The sequence below is a fragment of the Thorsellia kenyensis genome (assembly GCF_042432445.1).
GTDB lineage: Bacteria > Pseudomonadota > Gammaproteobacteria > Enterobacterales > Thorselliaceae > Thorsellia > Thorsellia kenyensis.
Genome location: NZ_JBHLXE010000001.1, coordinates 1 through 921 on the forward strand (window position 1 = coordinate 1; position 921 = coordinate 921).

Below are 921 nucleotides of genomic sequence, written 5' to 3' on the forward strand. Positions count from 1 at the left end.
TAAATTTAGCAAGGGGATGATTTTAAATGCTGATGAAGCTGGCAAAAGTTTAATCTCCCCCTGCATCTGAGGATACGTCAGCAAAAGCTGAATCGAGTACTCATCCCAAAAAATCACGTGGCCGTAAAGTCATTAATCCCGATTTACCAAGGGAAGAACGTATTATTGATTTAGAAGATAAAACCTGTAAAACATGCTCTAGTGAAATGACGGCTATCGGTGAAGCAATTTCTGAAAAAGTTGATTTTATTCCTGCTAAAATTATTGTCATTCGTACTAAGCGCATTAAGTACACCTGTACTTGCTGTCAAACTTTAGTTGCAACGCCTATGCCTGCAGAAATCATTGATAAAGGCATTCCTACTGATAACCTGCTTGCTGAGATTGTTGCTAAAAAATTCATTTACCACTTGCCTCTTTATAGGCAGCAACAGCTGTTTAAAACAATGGGCGTGGATTTTTCACTCTGCACCTTATCAGATTGGGTAGCTGCAGTGGGAAATGTACTTGCACCTCTCGCTGAAAGACTCAAGACATTACTCCTTGAGCAAGAAGTCATTCATGCTGACGAAACTCGGCTCAATATCTTAGATAATCGGCGAGGAAGCTCTGTTATTCATGGCTACATCTGGGCTTATGCTTCTAGCATACATTCTAATATACCCATCATCTACTATGATTGCACTGACAGTCGTGAGGGTAAAGACGCCCAAAATATATTAAAAACCTTCAAGGGTAAACTTGTCGTGGATGATTACTCTGGCTATAAAGCCCTGTTTGATAAATATGAATCGATTATTGAAGTCGGTTGCTTTACCCATGTCCGTCGTAAGTTTGCTGAAATAGTTAAAGTCACACCGCATCCATTTGCTCAATATTTTATTAATGAAAGTGCTAAACTTTATCAGATTGAGGATAAAT

The 921-nt window shown here is 38.9% G+C and carries 1 protein-coding gene; it reads left to right on the top strand.

Annotated features, from left to right (window positions below; genetic code table 11):
- Positions 1–131 precede the first annotated feature (131 nt).
- Positions 132–921 (top strand): IS66 family transposase (gene tnpC, locus ACFFIT_RS00005; RefSeq protein ID WP_385875232.1); only part of this gene is annotated, 790 nt, incomplete at its 3' end.